The sequence below is a fragment of the Acidipropionibacterium virtanenii genome (assembly GCF_003325455.1).
Taxonomy (GTDB): domain Bacteria; phylum Actinomycetota; class Actinomycetes; order Propionibacteriales; family Propionibacteriaceae; genus Acidipropionibacterium; species Acidipropionibacterium virtanenii.
The window spans coordinates 2,860,167-2,884,808 of record NZ_CP025198.1 but is presented as its reverse complement, the minus strand read 5'-3'; the positions used below and the strand labels follow the sequence as shown (position 1 = coordinate 2,884,808).

At 68.9% G+C, this 24,642-nt stretch carries 20 protein-coding genes, 1 tRNA gene, 1 pseudogene and 1 riboswitch; of the genes and pseudogenes, 10 read left to right on the top strand and 12 right to left on the bottom strand.

Annotation, left to right across the window (positions count from 1 at the left end; all coding sequences use genetic code 11):
• Positions 1–24: 24 nt before the first annotated feature.
• Positions 25–1,218 (bottom strand): annotated as a pseudogene (locus tag JS278_RS13410) (SLC13 family permease); the annotation flags it as partial.
• A 118-nt stretch (positions 1,219–1,336) separates the two neighbouring features.
• Positions 1,337–2,605, bottom strand: coding sequence for a phosphopyruvate hydratase (eno, locus tag JS278_RS13405; protein WP_114045629.1), 1,269 nt, complete (start codon positions 2,603–2,605; stop codon positions 1,337–1,339).
• Positions 2,606–2,650: 45 nt separating this feature from the next.
• Positions 2,651–2,732, bottom strand: a riboswitch (Fluoride riboswitch).
• A 282-nt stretch (positions 2,733–3,014) separates the two neighbouring features.
• On the opposite strand from eno, the gene JS278_RS13400 reads away from it, so the two are divergent.
• The 3 genes from JS278_RS13400 to JS278_RS13390 all read left to right on the top strand — a co-directional run bounded on the left by JS278_RS13400 (position 3,015) and on the right by JS278_RS13390 (position 4,419).
• Positions 3,015–3,572, top strand: a complete 558-nt coding sequence (locus tag JS278_RS13400; RefSeq protein ID WP_114045628.1) for a universal stress protein — start codon at positions 3,015–3,017, stop codon at positions 3,570–3,572.
• A gap of 74 nt (positions 3,573–3,646) precedes the next feature.
• On the top strand, positions 3,647–4,063 hold the full coding sequence (locus tag JS278_RS13395) for a fluoride efflux transporter FluC (protein ID WP_114045627.1): 417 nt from the start codon (positions 3,647–3,649) through the stop codon (positions 4,061–4,063).
• A complete protein-coding gene (locus JS278_RS13390; protein ID WP_114045626.1) occupies positions 4,060–4,419 on the top strand; it encodes a fluoride efflux transporter FluC in 360 nt (119 codons plus the stop codon). Before JS278_RS13395 ends, JS278_RS13390 begins: the two co-directional genes overlap by 4 nt.
• A 253-nt stretch (positions 4,420–4,672) precedes the next feature.
• Here JS278_RS13390 and JS278_RS16620 read toward each other — a convergent pair whose 3' ends face one another.
• The 3 genes from JS278_RS16620 to JS278_RS13375 all read right to left on the bottom strand — a co-directional run bounded on the left by JS278_RS16620 (position 4,673) and on the right by JS278_RS13375 (position 7,694).
• Positions 4,673–6,295, bottom strand: a complete 1,623-nt coding sequence (locus JS278_RS16620) for a CHAP domain-containing protein (protein ID WP_147243217.1) — start codon at positions 6,293–6,295, stop codon at positions 4,673–4,675.
• Between the two features lie 332 nt (positions 6,296–6,627).
• Complete coding sequence (locus JS278_RS13380; protein WP_114045624.1) at positions 6,628–7,488, bottom strand: aldo/keto reductase; 861 nt, start codon at positions 7,486–7,488, stop codon at positions 6,628–6,630.
• Between the two features lie 123 nt (positions 7,489–7,611).
• A tRNA-Leu gene (locus JS278_RS13375) sits at positions 7,612–7,694 on the bottom strand.
• Positions 7,695–7,903: 209 nt separating this feature from the next.
• On the opposite strand from JS278_RS13375, the gene JS278_RS13370 reads away from it, so the two are divergent.
• Positions 7,904–8,593, top strand: coding sequence for a hypothetical protein (locus JS278_RS13370; protein WP_114046340.1), 690 nt, complete (start codon positions 7,904–7,906; stop codon positions 8,591–8,593).
• Between the two features lie 9 nt (positions 8,594–8,602).
• Here the strand turns inward: JS278_RS13370 and JS278_RS13365 are convergent, their stop codons facing one another.
• The 4 genes from JS278_RS13365 to JS278_RS13350 all read right to left on the bottom strand — a co-directional run bounded on the left by JS278_RS13365 (position 8,603) and on the right by JS278_RS13350 (position 13,452).
• The gene (locus JS278_RS13365; protein ID WP_181833911.1) at positions 8,603–9,667 is read right to left on the bottom strand and encodes a cutinase family protein; all 1,065 of its coding nucleotides are present in this window, start codon (positions 9,665–9,667) and stop codon (positions 8,603–8,605) included.
• Between the two features lie 161 nt (positions 9,668–9,828).
• Complete coding sequence (locus tag JS278_RS13360) at positions 9,829–10,290, bottom strand: YbhB/YbcL family Raf kinase inhibitor-like protein (protein WP_114045622.1); 462 nt, start codon at positions 10,288–10,290, stop codon at positions 9,829–9,831.
• A 41-nt stretch (positions 10,291–10,331) separates the two neighbouring features.
• Positions 10,332–10,856: a 2'-5' RNA ligase family protein gene (locus tag JS278_RS13355; protein ID WP_114045621.1), complete on the bottom strand. Its 525-nt coding sequence runs from the start codon at positions 10,854–10,856 to the stop codon at positions 10,332–10,334.
• A gap of 1 nt (position 10,857) precedes the next feature.
• Positions 10,858–13,452, bottom strand: a complete 2,595-nt coding sequence (locus JS278_RS13350) for a DEAD/DEAH box helicase (RefSeq protein ID WP_114045620.1) — start codon at positions 13,450–13,452, stop codon at positions 10,858–10,860.
• Between the two features lie 86 nt (positions 13,453–13,538).
• Here JS278_RS13350 and JS278_RS13345 point away from each other — a divergent pair, with 86 nt between their 5' ends.
• The 5 genes from JS278_RS13345 to JS278_RS13325 all read left to right on the top strand — a co-directional run bounded on the left by JS278_RS13345 (position 13,539) and on the right by JS278_RS13325 (position 19,530).
• Positions 13,539–14,195: a bifunctional 4-hydroxy-2-oxoglutarate aldolase/2-dehydro-3-deoxy-phosphogluconate aldolase gene (locus JS278_RS13345; RefSeq protein WP_114045619.1), complete on the top strand. Its 657-nt coding sequence runs from the start codon at positions 13,539–13,541 to the stop codon at positions 14,193–14,195.
• Between the two features lie 88 nt (positions 14,196–14,283).
• Complete coding sequence (gene pgi / locus JS278_RS13340) at positions 14,284–15,966, top strand: glucose-6-phosphate isomerase (RefSeq protein WP_114045618.1); 1,683 nt, start codon at positions 14,284–14,286, stop codon at positions 15,964–15,966.
• Positions 15,967–15,998: 32 nt separating this feature from the next.
• Entirely contained in the window at positions 15,999–16,670 is a 672-nt protein-coding gene (locus tag JS278_RS13335) for a SanA/YdcF family protein (RefSeq protein WP_114045617.1), read from the top strand.
• Positions 16,671–16,806: 136 nt separating this feature from the next.
• Positions 16,807–17,775, top strand: coding sequence for a glycine betaine ABC transporter substrate-binding protein (locus JS278_RS13330; protein ID WP_114045616.1), 969 nt, complete (start codon positions 16,807–16,809; stop codon positions 17,773–17,775).
• A gap of 414 nt (positions 17,776–18,189) precedes the next feature.
• Positions 18,190–19,530: an MFS transporter gene (locus JS278_RS13325; protein WP_114045615.1), complete on the top strand. Its 1,341-nt coding sequence runs from the start codon at positions 18,190–18,192 to the stop codon at positions 19,528–19,530.
• A gap of 122 nt (positions 19,531–19,652) precedes the next feature.
• Here JS278_RS13325 and JS278_RS13320 read toward each other — a convergent pair whose 3' ends face one another.
• Positions 19,653–20,465 (bottom strand): aldo/keto reductase, encoded by an 813-nt coding sequence (locus JS278_RS13320; protein WP_114045614.1) that lies wholly within the window; start codon positions 20,463–20,465, stop codon positions 19,653–19,655.
• A 75-nt stretch (positions 20,466–20,540) separates the two neighbouring features.
• Here JS278_RS13320 and argS point away from each other — a divergent pair, with 75 nt between their 5' ends.
• Complete coding sequence (gene argS, locus JS278_RS13315; protein WP_114045613.1) at positions 20,541–22,211, top strand: arginine--tRNA ligase; 1,671 nt, start codon at positions 20,541–20,543, stop codon at positions 22,209–22,211.
• Between the two features lie 7 nt (positions 22,212–22,218).
• Here the strand turns inward: argS and ppgK are convergent, their stop codons facing one another.
• Positions 22,219–23,064 (bottom strand): polyphosphate--glucose phosphotransferase, encoded by an 846-nt coding sequence (gene ppgK / locus JS278_RS13310; protein ID WP_114045612.1) that lies wholly within the window; start codon positions 23,062–23,064, stop codon positions 22,219–22,221.
• Between the two features lie 89 nt (positions 23,065–23,153).
• Positions 23,154–24,590 (bottom strand): PH domain-containing protein, encoded by a 1,437-nt coding sequence (locus JS278_RS13305; RefSeq protein WP_114045611.1) that lies wholly within the window; start codon positions 24,588–24,590, stop codon positions 23,154–23,156.
• Positions 24,591–24,642: the final 52 nt, after the last annotated feature.

The window sequence follows — 24,642 nt, the reverse complement described above, 5'->3', positions numbered from 1 at the left end:
CCTGGTGAATTCCCCGGTGTCGGTGCGGTGATCGTGGGCTGCCACGATGCGGCGCCAGAGCAGGGTCGCCAGGGAGCCGACATAGGTGAGGTTCGGGCCGACGTTGACCCCGATGAGTACTGCCAGCACGGCCACCGGCCCGATCGGGGCCACCAGGGGCAGCATCACCAGCACGGCCGGCAGATTGTTGACCAGATTGGCCAGCACGGCGGCGATCAGGGCCAGGATCAGCAGGCTGGCCAGGCTCTGGCCCCCCGGGATGACCGCACGCATCGCTGCGGCGACGCCGTGATCGACGACGGCCGCGACGATGATGGACAGACTCAGCACGAAGAGCAGGAAGAACGGGTTGGCGGCCGCACCGAGATCCTTCAGCTCGGCGCTCCGGGAGGTCCTGCCGCGAATGAGACGTTTCGCGCCGATCACCGCGACGCCGGCCAGAGCCGCCCAGAAGGGTTCGGCCCCCAGTACCGACAGCACGACGAAACCGGCCAGCGTCAACCCGAGCACCACCAGGGAGAAGACCGGGACCGCCGTGCCGGCGTCATCCCCAGAGCCCTGCGACGAGCCCCGGCCCGCCGGGACTGAGCCCGAGGAGACCGACAGCTCCGTGGCGAAATAGCGGCGGTGCGCGACGTATTCGACGCCGATCGCGACCAGCCAGGGGCCGACCATCAGCGCCGCGAACCTGGGGAAGGAGATCCCCGCCGCGCTCAGTGCCAGCAGATTGGTGAGGTTGGAGACCGGCAGCAGCAGGGAGGCCGAGTTGGACAGGTGCGCGGTGCCGTAGATGAAAGGTTTGGGACGCGCGCCGACCTTCGCGGCGGTGGTGAAGATCACCGGAGTCAGCAGCACGATGGTGGCGTCCAGGCTCAGCAGGGCGGTGGTCGTCGAGGCGACGAGGAAGACCAGCCCCAGCAGTCGCACCGGGCTGTCCCGGGAACCCCTGGCCATCAGCCGGCCGGCGGCGTCGAACATCCCCTCGGCCCGGCACAGGCTGGCCAGCATGAGCACCCCGGCCAGGAAGAGCACGGTCGGCAGCATCCGGGTCACCTGGGACCAGGCCTCCGTCCAGCTGATGGCGCCCACCAGGCACAGCAGGAGCGCTCCCGGCACCGCCGGCACCGCCTCGGGAAGATCCTTCGGACGAACGACCGCGAACACCAGGACCACGAGGAGCACGGTCCCGGCGATCGCTTCTGCCGGCCAGGAGGTCATTGCCTCACCCTAGCCGTGCGGGCGGTCCGGGCTGAGTCCTGCCACGTCGGCGTCGCCGGACGGATATCGCCGTCGGCGGCCCTCAGATGGCAGAACTCGTCGGGGAACGGCCCGGGAATCAGTCGGGGAGGCCGTAGGGCAGCTCCGGATGGGCGGCGGAGATCTCGATGAGCCGGTTGTACTTGGCCACCCGCTCTCCTCGGGCCGGCGCCCCGGCCTTGATGTGCCCGCATCCGGTGGCGACTGCCAGGTCGGCGATGAAGGTGTCGGGAGTCTCTCCCGAGCGGTGCGACATGAACTGCCGGTATCCCGCATCCGCGCAGACCCGCATGGCCTCGAGGGTCTCGGAGACCGAGCCGATCTGGTTGAGCTTGATCAGCGAGGCGCTGGCCACGCCCTTCTCGATGCCCTGCCCGATGATGGCCGGATTGGTGCAGAAGATGTCGTCGCCGACCAGCTCGATCCGGTCTCCCAGCCGACCGGTGAGACGGGCCCAGCCGTCCCAGTCGTCCTCCGCCAGCCCGTCCTCCAGCAGCCAGACCGGGTAGCTGTCGACGATGGCCTGGTAGCGGTCGATCATCTGATCGGAGGTGAAGTGCTCCCCGGCCACCACGTACGTGCCGTCGTCGGCGCGGAACTCCGAGGAGGCCGGGTCCATGGCGATCGCCACACCGTCGCGGCCCGGCGTGTAGCCGGCCGCGCGGATGGCCGCCACGATGACGTCGAGCACCTCCTCGGGCTGGGCGATGTCGGGGGCGAAGCCGCCCTCGTCGCCCAGACCGACCGGGTGGCCGGCGTCGGCCAGCTGCGATCTGAGAGCCCCGTAGATCTCAGAGCCCGCCCGGACCGCCTCGGCCATCGTCGGGGCTCCCAGCGGGCAGATCATGAACTCCTGGAAGTCCAGCGGATTGGCGGCGTGGACCCCGCCGTTGAGAACGTTGAAGCACGGCACGGGCATGCGCGGCGTCTGGGAGCCGACGGACGGCAGGAACTCGAACAGCTCCTGCCCGGCGGATGTCGCCAGGGCGCGGGCGAAGGCCATCGAGACCCCCAGGATCGCGTTGGCGCCGAGCCCGGACTTGTGCTCGGTGCCGTCCAGGGCGATGAGGGCCCGGTCCAGCGTCTCGAGCGAGTCGAACGGCCGCCCGATGATCTCCCGGGCGATGGGGCCGGTGACGTTGGCGACGGCCGTCCGGACGCCCAGGCCCCGGTACCGGGACTGGTCGCCGTCGCGCAGTTCCACGGCCTCGCGGGTGCCGGTCGAGGCTCCGGAGGGCACCTGGGCCTGTGCGCGGGTGCCGTCGTCCAGGGTCAGGACGACCTTGACCGTCGGGCGGCTCCGGGAGTCAAGGATCTCCAGGGCGTTCAGGGTGGTGATGGTGGGCATCGTGTGCTCCTTGGCTGACGTGCACGGCGTCTCCCGCACGTGCCATGACGTGCAGGGACCATCAGCCGGACGGCGGTTCGGGGCCATCTGACATCGGTCCCAGGCGGGTTCCATCGCCACGTCCGACAGTAGCAGGCGCAGGCATGCGCAGGTGTGAGGAACAGAGCCGGCCGTGGACGGTGGAAGGAGGATCCGTTGGTCTCGTATACGCTGGCGCAAGGATCGCGACGGGAGGAACAGGCCCGCGCGAGACCTGGGCGATGGACCCCGCCCGGGACCGGAGGTGAGCATCCCGGCCCCGAACCGCCGTACGGCTGATGGGCCCTGTCTCGTGAAGGGCTGTGGCGTCCATGCTTGTCGCAGTCCTCGGTGAGGCGGGCGCATCCTGCCCGCGGAAGGTGGGTCTCGCATGGCAGAGCGGTCCGTCCCGCAGCCGGGACTTGAGCGGCTGGTCGATTTCAGGTCCGGGCCGGTGATCGCCGGGTTCTCCCCGGGCCAGCATCCGCTGGTGGCGGTGACGGCGGCGAGGCTGGCGGAGTCGCTGGGTGGCGACGTCGTCCATCTGGCCTTCGTCGACACGAACCGCTACACCGTCGAGGAGTTCGGCGACGGAACGGTCCGTCACGCCCCGATCGACCCCGACGCCGAGGCCCGGGACTGGCGTTCCATCCGTGAAGAGCTGGAGGATCAGGCCGCGGCGGTGTTCGCCGATTCGGGCGTGGGGATCGACTGGAGACTGTGGTATCTGGCCGGTCGTCCGGACCGCTCCCTGACCCACCTGGCACGGGCCCTGGACGCCTCGGTGTTCGTCGTCGGATCGCGCTCCCACAAGCCTGGACGCCGGTTCCGGGAGTTGGCGGAGGGGTCGGTGTCCAACCACCTGGCCCACCATCAGCACCGGCCGGTGCTCACCGTGCCCATCGAGGTCGTCGACTGGAAGGACGCCCGTACACCGTGGAGACCGTGAATACCGGGAGATCCGTGAGAAGAGGGGCGGGGCGAGGCCGTGGACGCCGCCATGGTCGGCGCAGTACGGCCTCGATGTGGGCTCTGGCGCTGCTGGTGGGGGCGGGGGGATGCCTCGGCACCCTTGTCAGGGCGCTTCTGGAAGGGGCCTTCGGGGCCGGGCACGGCCACTTCCCGGCGATGACCCTGGCGATCAACCTGGTCGGATCCGCGGTGCTCGGCCTGCTGCTGGAGGGGCTGGCCCGGACCGGTGAGGACGCCGGGATCCGCAAGGCCGTCCGGCTCGGCGTCGGAACCGGTGTGATCGGCGGGTTCACCACCTACTCGACCTTCGCCGTGGAGACCGACCGGCTGCTGGGAGGCGGTTCGCCCGTGCTCGGTCTCGTCTACGCCGTGGTCTCCGTATCCGCAGGGCTGGTGTGCGCCGCCGCCGGGATCCTCTGCGCCCGCGGGATCTTCAAGACGCGACCGATGGAGGGGGAGGGCCGATGATCTGGCTGGTCGTTGCGCTGGCCGGGGGAGTGGGGGCCGCCAGCCGCTTCCTGATGGACACCGTGATCGCACGGCACAATCGTCTCAACACACCGTTGGGGACGATCGTCATCAACGTGACCGCGTGCTTCATCCTGGGCGTGGCGACGGGCCTGGGGCTGGACCACACGATGACGGCGTCATGGACGGCGGTCATCGGCACCGGGTTCTGCGGGGGCTACTCGACCTTCAGCACGGCGTCAGTAGAAGGGGCGCGGCTGTTCCTGTCGGGTCGGGCCCGGGCGGGCCTGGTGCATGCGGGCGGGATGCTCGTGCTGGGCACTGCGGCGGCCGGCCTGGGGATGCTCATCGGGTGACGTCGGCCGGCTGCTCGTCCTCTGCACTGTAGTGGCCGCCGCCTTCGGCATGCTCCTGGGGTGACGTCGGCCGCCGCCCTCCGCGAACCCGGTCGGCCGAGGACCCGGGGCAGTCGGCCACCTGTGTGTTTGCTTTGCGCCTCCAATACCGGCGTTGGCCCTCCTGCTAGAGGGCCAACGCCGGTATTGGAGGCGCAAAGCGAACACACAGAACGCCAGACCCCTGCCTCAGGAGCTCAGAAGCCTCAGGAACTCAGAAGTGGATGAATCCGACGAACCCCTGGGAGCCTCCGGCGCTCCAGTTCACCCTGGTGCGGGTGTCGAAGCCGCTGGACACCAGGTAGTTGTACTCGGCGACGTCGATCGTCCCGTCGCCGTGTACCGCGGTGACCCAGGCGACGTGCCCGGCGGAGCCGCTGGTGCGCCAGGCGACCGAACCCACCGACGGGCTGGTGTCCACCCGCACGCCGATCTGGCGGGCGGCGTATCCCCAGTTCACGGCGTTCCCGAAATGTACCCCGTTGGTGTAGTTCTGGAAGTTCGACCAGGAGGTGGTGGTGCGGACCTTCCAGGCGGCGTACGAGACGCACTGGCCCCAGTAGAAGCCCCATGGGTCGACGCCGTTGTAGTTGGCGACGGCGGAGTAGGAGCCCGCGGTGTAGGAGGACCTCTTGGCTCTCGAGCTCGACGAACTCGACTTCTTGGAGGAGCTGGACTTCTTGGTGCTGGTGTTCTTGCGGCGCTCGGAGCTGGCCGCCGCCCTGGCGGCCTTGTTGGAGGCGGCGACGGCCTTCTGGCGCGCCGCCTTCTCCTTGGCGGCGGCCTTCGCGGCAGCAGCTCGGGCAGCGGCCTTCTGGGCCGCGGTCCTCGCCGCGGCGGCCTTCCGAGCCTTCTCCTGGGCGGCCTTCTGAGCCTCGAGCTTCGCCGCCCTCGCGGCGGCGGCCTTCTGGGCGGCGGCTGCCTTGGCGGCCCGTTCCTCGGCGGCCTTGCGGGCGGCCTCCGCCTTCTGCCTGGCCGCCTTCTCGGCGGCCTCTGCCTTCTGCCTGGCCGCCTTCTCGGCGGCTGCCTTGGCGGCCCGTTCCTCGGCGGCCTTGCGGGCGGCCTCGGCCTTGGCCTCGGCGATCTGCCGGGTGGTGGTGTCGATCTGGGTCTGGATCGTCGTGGTGGCGTCCTGGTCGGCCTCCAGCTGGGCCTGGGCGTTCTCGGCCGCTGCGGTGTTGAGGGCGACGGTCGCTGCGACGGCATCCGCGGCGTCGGACGCCTCCGCCTCAATGCTGGTGGTGGTGCGCAGGTGGTCGGCGGACTCCTTCTTGCGCTGGGCCGCCTGCTTGGTGGCGGCGGCCTGTGTCTTCTGGGCGGTCTGGAGGCGGGTGACCAGGCGTGAGACCTTGTCGACCTGATCGTGGCTGACGTTGACCGCCACCCGCGACCACTGGGCCCGCTGGGCCATGGTGGCGGCGTCGGTGTTGGTGGTGATGAGGGCCAGGCTCTGGAGTGGGCTGGACTGCTGGACGAGTCGGTTCATCGACGTCGTGTAATGCCGTCTCTCGGTGGCCAGGCGGGTCTTGCCGTCGGCGACGTCCTTGTCGGCCTTCGCCAGTGCGTTCTGGGCGGTCTTCAGCCGGGTGCCGAGGAGCTGGTCCCGGGATCTGGCGGCATCGGCGTCGGCGGTCGCCTGGCTGAGCAGCTGCTGCTGGGTGGCGAGCCGGGTCTGTGAGGTGGTGAGGTCCACCTGGCTGCTGGCGGCCTCGTCCCTGCTGTTCCGCAGGGAGGCCTTGGACACATCCAGCGCCTGTTGCAGGCGCTGCTGCTTCTCGTCGAGAGTCTCGGCTCTGGCGGTGCTGGTCGCCGCGCCTCCTGCGATCAGGGCGAGCACGACCGATCCACCGATGGCCCGGCGAAGGCGACGCGACAATGGCTGGCTGCTGCGGGGAAGACGCATTGTCGACCTTTCTGTTCGCCGCGGCGCATGAGCCACGACCTGGCTATTCCTAATGGCTTTGCCGATGCTACGGCTTCGTTTGAGAAGACTCAGGAGAGACTTCTGAATGTGCCGCTGACTAGGCGACATAACCCTAAACCTCACGTGAGACTTGAGGGTTCAGAGATTGAGTGAACCAAATGTGAACAGCAAGAACTTCCCTTCATGAAGGCATGAAAAACCGCCCGGTCCAGACGACCGGGCGGTTCTTGTGGGTCCGATGTGCCTCAGCCGAGGAGGGCGAGCTCCTCATCGGTCAGGTCCAGATCGGCGGCCTTGAGGGAGTCCAGGATGGTGGCGCTGCGGTGCGATCCGGGGATCGGGATCACATGGGGTGCCTTGGCCAGCTCCCATGCCAGGATCACCTGCGCGCGGGAGATGCCGCGGGCGTCGGCCACCTGCTGGAAGGGGGCGAACTTCGGCTCGTCGAGGGGTTTGCGGTAACCGCCCAACGGGCTCCAGGCCACGAAGGCCAGGCCCAGCTCACCGGTGACGTCGATCTCCGGCTCGGAGCTGCGGAAACCGGGGGAGAACTGGTTCTGGACCGCGACCAGCCGGTCGCCGAGGATCCGGTGCGCGAGCCGGATCTGCTCCTCGTTGGCGTTGGAGATGCCGACGACCCTGGCGAATCCCTCGTCGAGCAGGTCGGCCAGCGCGCCGATCACCTTCTCGTAGGGGACGTCGGGGGAGGGGCGGTGGGAGTACAGCAGATCGATAGTGTCGACGCCCAGCGCTCGGGCGGACTCGTGGGCGTTCTGCTTGAGGTGGTCGGGCTCGTCGTCGACGCCCCAGGTGGGCTCGCCGTCGGTGAAGTTGCGGTAGTGGCCCACCTTGGTGGCGATGGTGATCTCCGACCGGTCGCCGTCCCAGCTGGCCAGGGCCTCCGCGGCAAGTCCCTCGCCGTACTGCGGCTCCTCGCCCGAAGGGTAGTAGGCCCAGGCGGTGTCGATATGGGTGACGCCGGCATCCAGGGCGGCGTGGATGACGTCGATGGCGGTGGCGCGGTCGGGACGTCCCTCGATCGACAGCGGCATATTGCCGTAGGAGATGGCGCTGGCCTTGTAGGGGCCGAGATTGCGGTACTTCAACGGATCCTCCTGACGTCGTGGGTCTCGTCGTCGAGCCTACGCGCGGGCCCGCCCGAGGATGACCGTAGAAATGAGAAACCCCGCTGACGGGTGTTCATCCTCGTCAGCGGGGTTTCGCTGCTGTGCGCGAGAGAGGAGTTGAACCTCCACGTCCCAAGGGACACTGGCACCTGAAGCCAGCGCGTCTGCCATTCCGCCACTCGCGCATCGGACCCGCCGGGCGAATCCAACCCGGAAAAAATAGCACAACCGGAGCGGTCGTGAAAAATCGGGACCGCATGAGGCGCCCGTCGACGCCGACCGGGCCCCGGAGCCCCCGCGTCGGGCGCCCGAGACCTCCGAGCACGCCCCTGACGACGGGACACACCGCCGCGCCCGGTCGTCGCGCGAGGCTGCCGCGTGGGACAGTGTGTCGGTGATCCATCTGCTCATCGGGGCTCTGGCGCTCGGCATCGCGGGGTTCGACCCGCTCGGCTCCGTCGCGCTGGTGGCGGCCCTGGGGTTGGGGGCCGGACGCCGGGGGGTCGTCTCCCTCGGGGCCGCCGCGGTGCTCACCTCCGAGGTCTTCGCTCTGGCAGGTCCGCTCGGGTTGGCGGCCCTGGGCCGTGAAGCCGGCATCCACCCGCCCCATGTGCCGCATCCCGTCTGGCTCGTGGCGGTCGCGCTGGTCGGTGCTGCTCTGGTGATCTGGGCACTGGTCTATCCGCGTCTCCAGACCCGCAAGGAGGAGCCCGGCCGGGCCCGGCCACGGTCCGGGGCGGTCCCGGCGCTGGCTCTCAGTGGCCTGATCGTCGGGCTGTCCTCGTTGGCCGATCCCGCCTTCTGGGCGATGGTGGTCCACGCCGCGAGATGGCCGAGGGCCAGCTGGGCCGCCCTGGAGGCGTCGATCTGGGTGGTGTGCAGCCACAGCCTGCTCATCGTCCTGGTGGTCGGATACCTGGCGGCCGGCCCGGCCCGGGTGGGCCGTCTCGTCGACGATGTGATGAACCGGCACGCCCTGGCCGTGCGGCGCACCGTCGCGGTCGTCGCCGGTCTCTTCGGAGCACTGCTGCTGACCGACGCCGGGGTGGCGGTCGCCACCGGATCCTGGCTGTTCACCCTGTGAGAGCGAGTCTCAGGATCTGGCGAGAGACTTGCGCCGGCATCGTCCCTTCAGCGTCGCCGCCCCGAAGCCCAGCGCCACTCCGACGACGCCCGCGCCCACCGCGACCCCGATCTGCAGCGGTCCCCAGCGACCCACCGCGACCCGCACCTGCTGGCCCCGGGGCACCGGATGGCCCTTGGACGCGGCCCGGGCGACGGCGTTCATCCTGTTCGCGGTGGCGTTGAGCGAGGACTTCATGACCGCCGGGGTGTAGACGGCGTGCGCACTGCTGGCCTTGCGGAGCTCCTCCTCCCAGGTGCTCTGCACCGAGAGGATGCGCGTCATCGCCGGGGCGGCGTCGCAGACCGGATCACCGCTCTGGCAGATTGAATAGGTGGCGGGATAGGCGCCCGCCGGCACCACGGCCTTCGCCCGGTTCATGGCGCTGCGCAGCTCGATGAGGTTCTGGTCGCCGTTGTGGAGATCGATGGTGGCCTGGATGAGCTCCTTGACCTGCTCGTCGCGGCTGCCCCCGACAGCAGCCGCGTGGGCGCGCAGGTCGTAGAGCAGGGCGGCCAGTCCGACGGCGGTGAGCGGGGCGCTGCCCGAGAGCTCCTGAACGTTCTGCCCCGGGTAGTGCGACGGGTTCCCGGCCAGGATCGCCCCGGCCAGACGGGCGCTCACATCGGTCTGGGCGAGGGCCGATGTGATGGCCTGGGCGCCCTGGGAGTAGCCGGCGAGCACCACCCATTCGGAGGGGCAGCGCTTCCCCTGCGAGCGAAGCAGTGAGGCGAGTCTGGTGGCGCCGATGTCGGCCGAGTCGAAGTACTTGGTGGAGGGCATCTTCTCGTCGAAGAGTAGGGCGCTCAGCGAGTCGTCCTTGAGGGTGTGAGGGTCGACGGCCGGGTAGTCCAGCCACACCTGACGCACCGATCCGCGGCCGGCCCAGCGCGCGGCCAGGCCGTCGCGCACCCCGGTGATGGTCTTCCCGTAGGGCTTCTCCTCGCCCGATCCGCGCACCCCGATGAAGAGCACCGAGGCGCAGGGCTGGGTGGACGCCTTCCCCGACGCCACCGGATCGGCCTTCCAGCCCACTCCCGGCCCGCGCAGGTTCTGAGCCTCGGGAGTCGGGGAGGCCGCCGTCGCGATCGGGGCGCCGGAGAGCATCAGCAGCAGTGCCACGATCAGTGCCGGGAGGGCGCGTACGGATCCGCGGCGTCGGGGAGGTGTCATGACCCCAGTCTGTCAGGGCCGCGTCAGTCGACCTGATAGGTGCCGGTCACGCCGGCCCGTGCCACTTCGGAGGTGTGGATGGCGAACCTCACCTGGACGTTGGCGGCGTCGTCGTCGACAGGCAGGTGCTCGACGGGCATGGCATGGACGGTGTGGATGTAGCGGTGGGAGGGGCCGGGGGGCGGGAAGGGACCGGAGTAGCCCTTCTCCTGCGCATCATTGACCCACTGCCGCACCCCCTCGGGCAGTGGTCCGCCCTCAGGTATCCCGGTGACGTCGGCCGGGATGTCGGCGAGGATCCAGTGCCAGAATCCCGATCCGGTGGGGGCGTCGGGATCGTAGATGGTGATGGCGTACGACTTGGTGCCGACCGGTCCCCGGGTCCACGAGAGCTCGGGGATCACATTGGCGCCGCCCACATTGGGGTGGGCGTAACGGCTGTCGATCGGCTGGCCGTCGGCGATGGAGGTACTGGTGAGTTCCACGACGAATCATCCTTTCCACGAGTCCTCCCATCATGCCCACTTCAGGGGATGATCGCGAGATCATGGCGCAGGCCCGTCCCGGAGTCGATGATGGCGGCGCCTGTCGCGGTGGCGTCCAAAGGCAGGACGTCGTGGGCCAGGGAGGTCATCCTGGCCAGTTGGGCGGCTCTCACGTGGGTGGCCAGGCCGGTGTGCGGCACCCAGCGTCCTGGCAGGTAGTAGTGGTGCAGGTCGGCGCCGGTGCTCGTCAGCGCGGACACCATCCTCTTCTGACGGTCCAGCAGGTCGGTGCACGGCGCGGCGATCAGCGCAGCCCTGCCGCGGTGGAAGTGCCCCACGGTGTCGAAGTGAAGCGGGATCGGGGTGCTGGCCGGCAGTGACGCCACGGCCTCGATCACCCGGTCGATGTCCCAGCTCCGCAGCACGGCGTAGGACAGGTGCGGCAGGTGCTTCTCATGGGTGTGGGTGAGCAGGGTGGAGACGCCGATCGACTCCAGCCGTCCCCACAGGGCCCTCAGCGCGCGGTCGGTCCGCTGATCGAAGAGCAGGCACACCGACAGGGACATCTCAATCCAGCCTTGAGAACGCGCGGGTGCGCAGCACCAGGTCGTCGGCCTCGTCGCACTCGTCCAGATCGACGGTGGCGGTGATCGACCAGTCGTGATTGCCCGCGGGATCGTCGATGATCTGGCGCACCAGCCTGATTCGGGAGTCCCGGCGTCCCGACTCGTTCTCGATCACCAGCATCGCCGGAGCGCGGGCGTCTGGCCCGTCGTTGATCTCCTCGTGCTCGTCCCAGTAGGAGCCCAGCGCCTCCTCCCAGTCACGGGCCTTCATCGGTGATCCCTCGGGTTCCAGAGCGGCCAGCCCCTCGAAGTCGTCGTCGGCGGCCAGGATCACCTTGCGGAACATCGCATTGCGCAGCGCCACCCGGAAGGCCCGCTGGTTGGAGGTGAAGGTGTGGGCCGGGCGCACCTCCTCGGGCTCGTCGGCCTCCTCGGGATGGGTGAGCGCCTCCCACTCGTCGATGAGTGACGAGTCGGTGGTCCGGATCACCTCGCCCAGCCAGGAGATGAGATCACTCAGCTCCTCAGTGCGCTCGGCCTCCGGCACGGTCTGTCGCAGCGCCCGGTAGGCGTCGGTGAGGTAGCGCAGCACCAGCCCCTCGGAGCGCTGCACCTTGTAGAAGGCGCAGAACTCCCCGAAGGTCATGGCCCGCTCGTACATGTCGCGGACGATCGACTTCGGCGACAGGGCGTCGGCGGGCACCCAGGGGTGGGACGGTGCAAAGATCTCGAAGAGCGCGTCGAGGGTCTCGCCCAGCGGCCGGGGCCATTCGACATCCTCGACGGCGGCCATCCGGTCCTCGTAGTCGTAGCCCTCGGCCTTCAGCTCGCCGATGGCCTCTCCGCGGGCCAGCCGCTGCTGGGCGTAGAGGATGGTCATCGGGTTGTCGAGGGTCGCCTCGATCACCGAGACGACGTCCAGGGCGTGGGTGGCCGATTCCGGATCGAGGGTCTCGATGGCCTCGGCGGCGAAGGCGGAGAGCGGCTGATTGAGGGCGAAGTCCTCCTGGAGGTCCTCGTTCATGGCGTAGCGCCGCCCGCCCGGCGTCGGCTCGTCCAGACGATGCACCACCCCGGAGCGCAGCAGGGCCCGGCCCAGCTGGACGGCCCGGCGGTAGAGACGCTTGCGCTCGGCCGGACTGGAGGTGGCGGCGTCGACCAGGTGTCGGACGGCGACGACGGTGTCCTCGTCGCGCGACAGAAGATTGAGCAGCATGGCGTCGGTGATCCGCATCCGGGCGTGCAGCGTCTCGGGGGTCGAGGCGATGAGCCTCTTGAAGGTCTCCTCGTCGTAGTTGATGAATCCCTCGGGGGCCTTCTGCTTCTTGACCTTGCGCTGCTTCTTGGGATCATCCCCGGCCTTGGCGAGGGCCTTCGCGTTGGCGACGACGTGCTCGGGGGCCTCGGCTACCACGTACCCGACGGAGTCGAAGCCGGCGCGCCCGGCCCGGCCCGCAATCTGGTGGAACTCGCGGGACTTGAGCACTCTCATCCGGCGCCCGTCGAACTTGGTGAGGGCGATGAACATCACGGTGCGGATCGGCACGTTGATGCCCACGCCGAGGGTGTCGGTGCCGCAGATCACCTTGAGACGCCCCTGCTGGGCCAGGGTCTCCACCAGCCGGCGGTACTTGGGCAGCATCCCGGCGTGATGGACGCCGATCCCCGAGGTGATGAATTTGCGCACCGTGGAGCCGAACCCCTTGGAGAACCGGAAGTCGGCGATCTCGGCGGCGATCCCGTGACGTTCCTCGGTGCTCACCAGCTTCATCGAGGTCAGCGACTGGGCGCGTTCCAGGGCCGCCTTCTGAGAGGGGTGGACGATGTAGACCGGGGCCTTCTGCTCCTCAACGAGCTGCTCGACGGTGTCGTGGTCGGACTCGATCGACCACTCGTAGATCAGCGGCACCGGCCGGGTGACCCCGGCGATGACGGTGGTCGGGCGCCCGGTGGCCGACGTGAGGTCCTCGGCGAGTTGAGAGACGTCGCCCAGGGTGGCGCTCATGATGACCTGCTGGGCCTGGGGCAGCTCCGAGAGCGGCACCTGCCAGGCCCAGCCGCGATCTGGGTCGCCGATGAAGTGGAACTCGTCCATCACGACCTGGTCGACGGCGGCGCGGCGGCCCTCGCGCAGCGCGATGTTGGCGAGGATCTCGGCGGTGCAGCAGATGATCGGGGCGTCGGCGTTCACCGAGGCGTCCCCGGTGACCATGCCGACCCGGGCGGCGCCGAATATCCCGCACAGGTCGAAGAACTTCTCGCTGACCAGGGCCTTGATGGGTGCGGTGTAGTAGGAGCGACCCCCTCCGGCCACGCAGGCGAAGTGCGCGACCGCGGCGATGAGGGACTTTCCCGAGCCGGTCGGGGTGGTGACGATGACGTGGGACCCGGTGAGGATCTCCAGGATCGCCTCCTCCTGGTGGTCGTACATCGTCAGGCCGTCGCGGGACACCGCCCTCTCGATGTGATCCAGGGCCATGTCCGGGTCGATCGGCCGGGCGCCGGGGGAGTCCCAGCCGGCGGGCCTGCGTCCCCGGTCGGCCTCGACGGGCGGGCGGCCGTCCAGCATGTCGTCCAGTGCCTCGGCCAGTCGCACGGTGTCTCCTCACATTGCGGTAACGGGCCCACGGTATCCGACGGGCTCAGTTGGGGGGCGCGTCCCCGGGTGGGCATGATGTGACCATGAGTTCGCTGCCGGCATCCGATTCGCGACGCCTTCCACTTCCAGCACGGATGCTGTCCAGTCAGGTCGTGGCGGTCCTGCCCGACGAGCCGGTCGCCACCATGATGGCCCCGGTCGAGGTGATGCTCCAGGAGGGCATCCAGGTGTTCAGTCTGCCCGCCGGCGATCTCGAGCGGCTCATCGCACTGCGCACCGTCTTCGGGGCCCGCGGCAGCTTCGGCGTCCACGGCCCCGTCGACCCCGGGAGCGTCGACGATCTCATCGCGGCCGGCATCGAGTTCGCCCTGCCACTCGGCCCCGGCGCGGCTGTGCTGGCCGCCCTGCGCGAGGCCGGTGTCCCCGCCGCTCCCGATGCCCTGACGCCCACCGAGATCCGTGCGGTCTGGGCCGCCGGCGCGGACGCCGTCCAGGTGGTTCCCGCCGACATCGGCTCGGCCACCTACGGCCCCGCCCTTGCAGAACTGGTCCCCGGCGTTCCCTGCCTGCCGCGCGGCGGCGTCGGCAGCTACGCGCTGCGCAAGTGGATCTCGGCGGGGGCGCCGGCGGCCTGCCTGGACGAGATCCTGGTGGGCGACGCCTGTACCGACGCCGCCCTGCCGGCCCTGCGCGAGCGCTGCCGATCGGTGCTGGCGGTCATCGCCGACGAGAGGGCCTGAACCGCCGGGCGTCACCCCCAATGCCGTACCGGGCAGTACTGCGCCATTACCCTCCCGGATGTGCTCGCGGGTTGTCTAGGCTGTGGTCATGACGACACCGGTTGATGCCACCTCCACCCCCGCATGGGACAAGCTCGCCCAGCTCCAGCCCACCATCGTCGACGGGCCGCACGTGCTGCGCCGCTGGTTCGACGCCGATCCCGGTCGCGCGCAGCGCTACACCTTCGAGGCCGCCGACCTCCACGTCGACCTGTCCAAGAACCTCCTCACCGATGAGGTGCGCGACGCTCTGCTCGAGCTGGCCGATCAGGTCCGCATCCCTGCCCGCCGCGACGCCATGTACTCCGGTGAGCACATCAACGTCACCGAGGACCGCGCCGTCCTGCACACCGCGCTGCGCCGTCCGGCCGGCGACTCACTGACCGTCGACGGGCAGGACGCCGTGGCCGACGTCCACGAGGTGCTCGAGCGGATCTACGACTTCGCCCGCCAGGTGCGCTCCGGCGAGTGGAAGGGTGCCACCGGCAAGCCGATCCGCACCATCGTCAATATCGGCATCGGCGGCTCGGATCTGGGCCCGGTGATGGCCTACGAGGCCCTCAGGCCCTACGTCCAGGACGGCCTGGAGTGCCGTTTCATCTCCAACATCGATCCCACCGACGCCGCCGTCAAGACCGCGGATCTCGATCCCGAGACCACCCTGGTGATCGTCGCCTCCAAGACCTTCACCACTCTGGAGACCCTCACCAACGCCCGCTGCGTGCGCACCTGGCTGCTCGACGGACTGGTCGCGGCCGGCGCCGTCGAGGACACCGAGGAGGCTCGCAACGCTGCGGTGGCCAAGCACTTCGTCGCCGTCTCCACCGCCCTGGACCGGGTGGCCGCGTTCGGCATCGACCCGGCAAACGCCTTCGGGTTCTGGTCCTGGGTGGGCGGGCGCTACTCCGTCGACTCGGCGGTCGGCACGGCCCTGGCGGTGGCCATCGGCCCCGAGGGGTTCGCCGACTTCCTGTCGGGTTTCCACGCCATCGACGAGCACTTCGCCACCGCCGCGCCCGAGCAGAACGTGCCCCTGCTGATGGGGCTGCTCAACATCTGGTACGTCAACTTCTGGAACGCCCACTCCCACGCCGTGCTGCCCTACTCGCAGTACATGCACCGCTTCCCGGCCTACCTGCAGCAGCTCACCATGGAGTCCAACGGCAAGTCGGTGCGCTGGGACGGCACCCCCGTCACCTGCCAGACCGGAGAGATCTTCTGGGGCGAGCCCGGCACCAACGGCCAGCACGCCTTCTACCAGCTGATCCACCAGGGCACCCGGGTGATCCCCGCCGACTTCATCGCGGTGGCCAATCCGACCCATCCCACCAAGGACGGCGGCACCGACGTCCACGAACTCTTCCTGTCGAACTTCTTCGCCCAGACCGCGGCCCTGGCCTTCGGCAAGACCGCAGCCGAGGTCGAGGCCGAGGGGACCCCGGCGAATATCGTCCCCGCCCGGGTCTTCTCCGGTGACCGCCCGACCACCTCGATCCTGGCCGACGAGCTCTCCCCGAAGATCCTCGGCGAGCTCATCGCCCTCTACGAGCACATCACCTTCGTCGAGGGCACGGTGTGGGGCATCGACTCCTTCGACCAGTGGGGTGTGGAGCTGGGCAAGAAACTCGCCCTGGAGATCGCCCCCGCGGTCTCCGGTGACGACGCCGCGCTGGCCTCCCAGGACTCCTCCACCCAGGGGCTGGTGAGCTGGTACCGGGCAAGGCGTTCCTGATCCGGCGGACGCCGGGCCCGTAGACTCGGGCCATGACAACTCGCAGGCGTTTCCGGTGGTTGAGGCGCACGATCATCGGGGGCGTCGGCCTGGCCGTCCTGGCCCTGGGCGGCCCCTGGGCGTTGGCCGAGGGCCTGTCGCTGGGGCGCGTCCACACCGTGGAGCAGACGCCGTCCCGCGACGTCGCGATCGTCTTCGGGGCGGCTGTGCTGCCCGACGGCACCCCCTCGAACTACCTGCGCGGTCGCCTCGACGTCGCCGCCGATCTGTATGAGAGCGGGAGGGTGCGGGCCATCCTGGTCTCCGGCGACAACAGCACGCACAACTACAACGAGCCCGACAACATGAAGCGCTACCTCGTCGACAGCCGCGGCGTCCCCACCGCGAAAGTGGTCACCGACTACGCCGGCTTCGACACCTACGACACCTGTGTGCGCGCCCGCAGGATCTTCGGCGTCACCTCGGCCGCCCTGGTCACCCAGGACTACCACCTGACCAGGGCGCTGGCGACCTGCCGGATGACCGGAGGCATGAACGTCGTCGGCTCCCCCGACACCTCGCGCGCCCACGACAGGACCTGGTGGTACGGATGGTCCCGCGAGTTCGGGGCCCGGTTGAAGATGATCTATGACGTCGTCACCCGCCGCACCCCGACCCTCGGGGTCCAGGAGGACGGCATCCGCAACGCCCTCGGGGCCCGCTGAGGAACCTGGCGGGCCCAGGGGTCCCGGGCCAAGAATCCTCCCGGACCATTCGTGGGGAGCCGGCATCCGCGTTACCGTGAACCGGGTACCGAGTATGGCCGTCGAGCCATCGTGTCGGCAGGAAGGCGGGGCCACGATGCCCTTCACCACCCGTACCAGACGCGCCGCGCCGGCGCTCATCTGCGCACTGCTTCTCCTGGTGTCGGCCTGCGGGGCCAGCAATTCGCAGTCCGAGTCCTCGGGCGCCGGTTCCGGCAAGGGGGAGGCGATCACCATCGGCCAGTTCTCCTGGACGGCCGCCGCAGTCCAGACCGAGATCCTCAAGCTCGTCGCCGAGCAGCATCCCGAACTGGGCGTCGGATCCGTGGAGTCCAAGCAGCTCGACCCCGCTCCCGGCTGGATCGGCATGCAGCGCGGCGACATCGACGTGATGCCCGAGGTGAACCTGCCCAACCAGCAGCCCTTCGTCGACAAGGCGAAGAAGGAGGCGAGCCTGGTGAGCAAGACCTACGGCGGGGCCACCCAGGGCTGGTTCGTGCCGAAATATCTGGTGAGCAAGGGCGGTGCCGCCGACGGCCTGACCAGCGTCGACCAGCTCAAGGACAAGAAGTGGGCCGACGCCGTCGGCAGTCAGCTCTACGACGCCGACGCCGGCTGGGTCACCACCAAGCAGAATGACAAGCGCATCAAGGCCTTCAACCTGGCGATCACCCACAAGCCCTCCAGCGAGGCCGCGGTGCTCGCCCAGATCCAGCGCGCCTACCAGCGCAAGGAGCCGGTGCTGGTGTACCTCTACCACCCGCACTGGGTGTTCCAGAAGTACGACCTGGTGCAGCTCAAGGAGCCCGAACCCTACCGATCCGGCTGTTTCGAGGGTTCCGGCGATGACTGCGCCATCCCGACTCTGAGCGCCCACGTCGGAGCCCGCAAGGATCTGAAGGATAGGGCGCCGAAGTACTACGCGATGCTCCAGAAGTTCTCCATCAGCCTCACCGATGTCGAGAAGCTGCTGGCCCGTCAGCAGAACTCCGACGCCTCGCCCGAGCAGATCGCCAAGGACTGGGTGGCCGCCAACCAGTCGACCATCGACTCCTGGATCAAGTAGCCGACGGCCGCAGTCGCGACGGGCCCCGCCAGCGAGGCGGTGCCCGTCCTGGCGCTCGCGTGTGTGAGCGTTCGATCATGTCTGACGCGCAAGACGCCGATGCGCGATCTTGCACAAGTGTGCATGGCAGGGTTCTCGGAGGCATGGCATTGAGCGAATGAGCGTAACGTCGCCGCTGTCGTGCCGGCCGACGGAGACCTTCTGGTGGCCTCCGGACCGGGCGCATCGGGCCCGTCGAGTCCGACGACATGCCGGAGGGGAGGCGTTCGATCACGCTTGGCATCGCTGCCTGCGCCGGCTGCGGGGGACACGCCGCTCAAGTGAACATCGAACCCCGGTACACCCTCCGTCGACGCCGCCGGACCCCGGGCATCACAGAAATGTGTCACCGCGACCGCGGTGGAGAGGGTTGACATGAGCACTCAGACGAGCGGAGGAGGCTCCTCGACGGGCCTCCTCGAACGACAAGGGATCGCCAGGCACCTGTTGTGGGGCTTCATCGCGGTGATCCTGTTCCAGACCGGCAACGGCATGGAGCTGGGCTTCTACTCAGGCTTCCTGCAGGATCGCGGCATCACCTCCGGCCAGGTGGCCGCCATGACGATGGCCTATGGCATCGTCATCGCCATCGCCTCCTGGTTCTCCGGATCGCTGGCCGACGCCTGGGGTCCCCGCCGGGTCATGATGATGGGCTTCGGAGCCTGGCTGATCTTCGAGCTGGTCTTCCTGTGGGGAGGTGTGACCACCGGCTCCTACGCCGTGATGGTGATCGGCTACGCACTGCGCGGCTTCGGATACCCATTGTTCTGCTACGGCTTCCTGGCCTGGGTCACGATGGACACCCCGGAGGAGCACCTGGGCCGGGGCGTCGGCTGGTTCTGGTTCGCCCAGTCCTTGGGCATGGGGGCGCTGGGCGCCTACATTCCCAGCTGGTTCCTCATCCCGGCCTTCGGCGAGATGGGCACCCTGTGGACGTCCTTCATCTTCGTCATCATCGGTGGGCTGCTGGCTCTGTTCCTGGTGCGTCGGCCCAAGGAGCTGCAGACGGCGGCCGAGACCGGCTCGAGGCCGTCGGCGGGCGAGACCATGAGCGGTCTCGTCAAGGGCATCACCATTCTCGGTGAGCATCCGAAGACCGCTGTCGGCGGCGTCGTCCGTATCATCAACCAGGCCGCCTTCTACGGCATCCCGGTCTTCTTCGCTCCGTGGATCGTCAGCACGGTGGGGATGGATCAGGGCAAGTGGCTGACCATCTGGGGCACGCTGAACCTGGCCAATGTGTTCGCCAACCTGGTCTTCGGCTACGTCGGCGACGCCTTCGGACGGGTCCGCACCGTCGCCTGGTTCGGCGGGCTGGGATGCGGCATCGCCGTCTTCCTCATGTGGTGGTTCCCGAGCATGTGGGGCGCCAACTTCGCCGCGGAGCTCATCGCCGGGATCCTCTTCGGCATCGGCCTTGCGGCCTACGTGCCGCTGTCGGCGATCATGCCGCTGCTCGCCCCGGAGCGTAAGGGCTCGGCGGTGGCCATCCTCAACCTCGGCGCCGGCCTGTCCAACTTCGCCGGCCCCGCACTGGCTCCGCTGGCCGGCCCGCTCGGCGTCGGCGGGCTGATGATCATCTATGCCGCGCTCCACATCGTCGGCGGCGGTATGACCTATGCGCTGAACCCGAGCAAGGGGGACGGGAACCAACCGGGTGCCGGAACCGGCACTCCGGAAGCGGCTCCGGCAGGTCCCGACTCCGCCTCCAGTTGATCGCGGGCCGACCCCGGTCGGCCGCACACACGACTCCGCCCCGTCTCCACCGGATATCCGGTGGAGACGGGGCGGAACCATGTATCACCGTCCTGGCGCTGGCCGCGGACGGGCGAGGCGGTTCACTCGGTCTCGGGATTACCACCCAGCCGGGTCCCCGTGTCGACGGCGCTGATGGCGGCCACCTGATCGTCGGAGAGCTCGAAGTCGAAGACGTCGAAGTTGGAGGTGATCCGCGACGGCGTCACCGACTTCGGAATGACGACGGTGCCGAGCTGCAGGTGCCAGCGGATGATCACCTGGGCCGGGGTTTTGCCCAGCTCTTCGGCGATTCCGGCGATGACCGGGTGCTCGAGGTCCTTCGACTGGCCGAGCGGGCTCCAGGCCTCGGGGCGGATGCCGGCCGCCAGCAGCGACTCACGCAGAGAATGCTGCCCGAAGGTCGGATGCATCTCGATCTGGTCGATGGCCGGGACGGCGCCGTTGAGGGCGTCCAGATGCTCCTGATTGAAGTTGGAGACGCCGATGGAGCGGGTGAGGCCCTCGGCCTTGAACTCCTGCATGGCGTCCCACGCCTCGACGTAGAGGCCCGGGAATTTCGTGGCGGGCCAGTGGATGAGGTACAGGTCGACGTGGTCCAGACCCAGCTTGGCGAGGCTGGTCTCGATGGCCCTTCGGGCATCCCCCTTCGCGTGCTTGTCGTTCCACAGCTTGGTGGTGACGAAGAGCTCCTCGCGCGGGATGCCGGAGGCGGCCAGGGCGCGTCCGACGCCGTCCTCATTGCCGTAGACGGCGGCAGTGTCGATGTGCCGGTAGCCGGCCGCCAGTGCGGTGGCGACCGAGGTCTCGGCGACGTCGTCGGGCACCTGCCAGGTGCCGAAGCCGAGCTGGGGGATCGTTGTGCCGTCATTGAGAGTGATGTTCGGGACTGCCATGCATGACCTCCAAGTGGTTTTTCCTCCACCCTAGGACGCGCGACCCACCCCGACCCTGCGGATAGGATCACCTCCATGTCGTCTCTGCCTTCTCAACTCGCAGCGCGGATCGAATCTGTCACCGGGATCGATCCGGAGCTGCGCCCGGCCACCAAGCCCCAGTTCGGCCACTTCCAGTCCAATGTGGCGCTGCGCCTGGCCAAATCGCAGGGACGTCCGCCGCGCCAGATCGCCACCGACATCGTGGCGAAGCTGAAGGCCGACGACCTGGTGGAGACCCCCGACATCGCCGGCCCCGGGTTCATCAACTTCCGGCTGCGTTCCGACGTGCTGGCCGGCGTCGCATCCGCCCTTGTCACCGATCCTCACGCCGGCATCGTCCAGGCGGAGACCCCGCAGCGGGTCGTCATCGACTACTCGGCCCCCAACGTCGCCAAGCAGATGCACGTCGGGCACCTGCGCTCCACCATCATCGGCGACTGCTTCAACAGGGTGCTCACCGCCCAGGGCCACACCGTGATCCCGCAGAACCACATCGGCGACTGGGGCACCCAGTTCGGCATGCTGGTGCAGTACATCGTCGAGCACGACGTCGACGTCTCCGCCCTGGATCTGCCCGCCGCCGAGCAGCTGTACAAGGACTCCAAGAGGCAGTTCGACGCCGACGCCGAGTTCGCCGACCGGGCCCGGCGCCGCGTGGTGGCCCTGCAGTCCGGCGACGAGGAGACCCTGGCCACCTGGCGGGCCCTCATCGCGGTCTCGCTGGCGGGGTTCAACGCCACCTACGCCCGGCTGGGCATCAAGCTTACCGATGATGATCTGGCGGGGGAGTCCACCTACAACGACGACCTTCCGAAGGTGGTCGACGAGCTGAAGGCCGACGGCCTGGCCGTGGAGGACGCCGGGGCGCTGTGCGTCTTCGTCGAGGGCGAGGACGCCCCGATGATCGTGCAGAAGAAGGACGGCGGCTTCGGCTACGACGCCACCGACCTGGCTGCGATCCGCCGCCGGGTCGGCCGGCTGGACGCCGACCGCATCATCTACGTCACCGATGTGCGCCAGCACCACCACTTCGACATGGTGTTCAAGGTGGCCCGGCTGGCCGGCTTCCTGCCCGACGACGTCACGGCCGAGCACGTCGGCTACGGCATGGTGTTGGGCCCCGACGGCCACCCCTTCAAGACCCGCGAGGGCGGCACCGTCTCGCTGAACAGTCTGCTGGACGAGGCCGAGGAGCATGCCGCGCCGAATATCGCGCTGGCGGCGATCAAGTACGCCGACCTGTCGAACGGGCTGCAGAAGGACTACGTCTTCGACGCCGAGCGGATGGTGCAGACCACCGGGGACACGGGGCCGTATCTGCAGTACGCGCACGCCCGCGTCTCCCAGATTCTGCGGAAGGCCGCCGCGCAGTCCGATCCCGGCATCGATCCGCAGGCCGATCTGTCGGGGATGGACTGGGGGACGGTCACGGTGTTGGATCAGCCGGCCGAGCAGCAGCTGGCCCTGCTGCTGTCGCGGTTCGGCGAGGTCGTCGAGACGGTGGCCGCCGACCTCACCCCGCACAAGCTGTGCACCTACCTCTACGATCTGGCAGGCGCCTACTCCAGCTTCTACGAGCAGTGCCCCGTGCTGAAATCCGAGGGACAGGTGAGGGCCTCCCGGTTGGCGCTGTGCGCGGCGACCCGTCGGGTCATCGGCACGGGGCTGGAGCTTCTGGGGATCGACGCCCCCGATCGGATGTGAGTCGCGGCTACTTGCCCGACTTCTTCTCGGACTTCTTCTCCTCCGCGATCGCCTTCTCGGCGGCCTTCTTCGTCTTCTCCTTGGTCACGGTGTCGGGGTGGGAGAGGCGCCAGTCGGCCTGGAAGGCGGCGCCGATGATGCCGGCGCGGTTGAACAGGGTGGCCGGGACGATCGGGGTCTCCAGCTTGAGGTACTTGAAGAACTTCTCGTGGTCCTTGCTCACCCCGCCTCCGACCACGAACAGGTCCGGGGTGAAGAGCATCTCGACGACGTCGTAGTACTTCTGCAGCCGCTTCTGGGCCCAGTACTTGTAGGACATGTGCTTCTTGTCCTTGACCGAGGACGCCGCGCGCTTCTCGGCGTCGTAGCCGTCGATCTCCAGGTGCCCGAGCTCGGTGTTCGGCAGCAGGATGCCGTCGTTGAGGATCGCGGTGCCGATGCCGGTGCCCAGGGTGGTGAGGATGACCACCCCCGACACGCCCTTGGCCGCACCGTAGTGCACCTCGCCGAGTCCGGCGGCGTCGGCGTCGTTGACCACGGTGACCGGCCTGTCGAGGGATTCCGAGAGATACTCCTCGGCATTGAGCCCCGCCCAGCCCTGGTCCAGATTGGCGATGAAGGGGATGACGCCGTGGCGGGAGGGGGCGGGGAAGGAGACGCCCACCGGACCGTCGCCGATGGTGCCGGCGAAGTTCTTCACGATCTTGCGCAGCACCGTGGCCACATGCTTCGGGGAGGACTTGGTCGGGGTGGGGATCCGGAGTCGCGGCTCCGCGAACTCGCCCACCTCAAGGTCGACGGGGGCGCCTTTGATTCCGGAGCCGCCGATATCGATGCCCAGCACATTGCTCATAGCCACACACAGTAGTGGACGTGGTCGTCCGGCACATGCAGTTCGTATGGCTTTCTCATCGCCCGGCCGCGCTCATCCTCCGACCGTGCTCAACTCCCGTGCGGCGCTACCGGTCCGGGAGTCTCCCCGCCGAGCTCCAGAACCCGTGCGGCGCGGCATCGGTCCATCTCGTCGAGCAGCAGCCGGCGGGCGTCGTGGAAGTCCAGGTGGGGGCAGCTGAGGCGGACCGGACCGCCGGGGACGTGGACGGAGAAAGTGGCCAGTCCCAGACGCCGTTGCAGAGGCCCCTGCTGCAGCCTGGTCGACTGGGCCCGGGAATGGGGAACGACGGAGGTGGTGCGGCGCAACAGGCCCCGGTGGGCGACGATGACGCGATCGTCCAGGCCCCAGGTGAAGGTCTGCCGGTCCAGCCAGCGGAGCCACCGTGCGTGGACGGGGATGTGTCCCATCGGCACGGGGCTCATCGGTGCGCAGGCGGAGATGTCGAAGCCCGGCCACAGACTGGCCACGGCGTCGCGCACCTGATCGGCCGAGCCCATCGGTAGCAGGGTGCCGGCGTCGATGTCCTTGTCGGCACCGGCCACCCCGAGCACCGTCACCTTGACCGAGTAGAGGCCGGTGAGACGCCACAGGAGAGGCTGGGAGATGACGATTCCCTGAACCCGCCGTACCGGGACGGTGCGGGTGGTGAGGGTGGTGAGGCCGTGCACGGCCTTGAGCCCTCCTGCCGAGCTCAGCAGGGTGAACCTCCAGTACTTCACCAGGGTCTTGGCGATGACCCCTCCGGCGGCGAAGAGGCCGCCGAGAACGACCGGGATGGTCACCGCCTCGATACCCAGAGCGATCGGTACGGCGATGCCGACGGCGATCATCAGGACCGAGAAGCCGAACCCGTCGGAGACGAAGGTGCCCAGCACGACCTGGCGGCTGGAGACCGAGACGACGGTCTGCTCGTCAATGCGGCGGTCCTGCCATCGCGAGCCGGCGGCGACCGGACCGCCGGGATGCTCCCGGGCCGGAACGGCTCCTCGGGCGGCCGGGTTCTCCCCGCCGGCCGCGACGGCGGCACCGGCGGCGTGGGCGCGGGTGGTGAGGAAGTCGCGGAAGCGGTAGGCGTCGGCCCGGGTCAGGTACTCGATGGTCTTGGGTCTGGAGCCGCCGATGTCGATGTGCAGTCGGGCGAGCCCGAAGATGCGCGCCGCCAGGGGCTGGACGACGTCGACCGACTGGATCTTGGTGAGGGCGAGACGGTCTGAGCTGTGCTGGATGAAGCGGCGGTCGACGCGGACCTCCTCATCGTCGATGCGGAAGCGGGTGGTGCGCCACTGGAAGAAGCCGATGGTGCCCTGGATGAGTGCGACCGCCACGACGATCCCGGCGACGATGAGGAGGGCTCGCAGCGGGGGCAGGGAGTCGCCTGACTGCCAGCCGTCGAAGAGCTGTTTGACGGCCGCGACGGCCACCGCCGCCAGTACGATCCAGCCGCGGATGATGGGGGTGGCCCAGTGCGGCCGCTGCTCGGCCATGTTGTGATCCGACGGGGTTTGATCTGAAGGGGCGTGGGCCGACGGGGCGGGA

Bases quoted from the DNA above. Each gene is read 5' to 3' on its own strand.
- eno (WP_114045629.1), bottom strand. From the start codon at position 2,605: ATGCCCACCATCACCACCCTGAACGCCCTGGAGATCCTTGACTCCCGG.
- JS278_RS13400 (WP_114045628.1), top strand. From the start codon at position 3,015: ATGGCAGAGCGGTCCGTCCCGCAGCCGGGACTTGAGCGGCTGGTCGAT.
- JS278_RS13395 (WP_114045627.1), top strand. From the start codon at position 3,647: ATGTGGGCTCTGGCGCTGCTGGTGGGGGCGGGGGGATGCCTCGGCACC.
- JS278_RS13390 (WP_114045626.1), top strand. From the start codon at position 4,060: ATGATCTGGCTGGTCGTTGCGCTGGCCGGGGGAGTGGGGGCCGCCAGC.
- JS278_RS13355 (WP_114045621.1), bottom strand. From the start codon at position 10,856: ATGTCCCTGTCGGTGTGCCTGCTCTTCGATCAGCGGACCGACCGCGCG.
- JS278_RS13345 (WP_114045619.1), top strand. From the start codon at position 13,539: ATGAGTTCGCTGCCGGCATCCGATTCGCGACGCCTTCCACTTCCAGCA.
- pgi (WP_114045618.1), top strand. From the start codon at position 14,284: ATGACGACACCGGTTGATGCCACCTCCACCCCCGCATGGGACAAGCTC.
- JS278_RS13335 (WP_114045617.1), top strand. From the start codon at position 15,999: ATGACAACTCGCAGGCGTTTCCGGTGGTTGAGGCGCACGATCATCGGG.
- JS278_RS13330 (WP_114045616.1), top strand. From the start codon at position 16,807: ATGCCCTTCACCACCCGTACCAGACGCGCCGCGCCGGCGCTCATCTGC.
- JS278_RS13325 (WP_114045615.1), top strand. From the start codon at position 18,190: ATGAGCACTCAGACGAGCGGAGGAGGCTCCTCGACGGGCCTCCTCGAA.
- JS278_RS13320 (WP_114045614.1), bottom strand. From the start codon at position 20,465: ATGGCAGTCCCGAACATCACTCTCAATGACGGCACAACGATCCCCCAG.
- argS (WP_114045613.1), top strand. From the start codon at position 20,541: ATGTCGTCTCTGCCTTCTCAACTCGCAGCGCGGATCGAATCTGTCACC.
- ppgK (WP_114045612.1), bottom strand. From the start codon at position 23,064: ATGAGCAATGTGCTGGGCATCGATATCGGCGGCTCCGGAATCAAAGGC.
- JS278_RS13305 (WP_114045611.1), bottom strand. From the start codon at position 24,590: ATGGCCGAGCAGCGGCCGCACTGGGCCACCCCCATCATCCGCGGCTGG.